This is a genomic window from Paenibacillus tyrphae (assembly GCF_024158745.1).
Lineage (GTDB): Bacteria > Bacillota > Bacilli > Paenibacillales > NBRC-103111 > Paenibacillus_G > Paenibacillus_G tyrfis_A.
Genome location: NZ_JAMZAW010000082.1, coordinates 1 through 305, shown reverse-complemented (window position 1 = coordinate 305; position 305 = coordinate 1). Strand labels below are relative to the sequence as shown.

The window sequence follows — 305 nt, the reverse complement described above, 5'->3', positions numbered from 1 at the left end:
GTAGGGGAGCGTTGTATGCGGGTAGAAGCTAGATCGTGAGGACTGGTGGACTGCATACAAGTGAGAATGCCGGTATGAGTAACGAAAAGATCAGTGAGAATCTGATCCGCCGTAAGCCTAAGGGTTCCTGAGGAAGGTTCGTCCGCTCAGGGTAAGTCGGGACCTAAGGCGAGGCCGAAAGGCGTAGTCGAAGGACAACAGGTTGAAATTCCTGTACCACCGTGAACCGTTATGAGCGATGGGGTGACGCAGAAGGATAGTGACGCGAGCTGATGGATGCTCGTCCAAGCAGTGAGGCTGGTATG

At 53.8% G+C, this 305-nt stretch carries 1 rRNA gene; it reads left to right on the top strand.

Annotation, left to right across the window (positions count from 1 at the left end):
• Window positions 1-305, top strand: a 23S ribosomal RNA gene (locus NI000_RS36610); the annotation flags it as partial.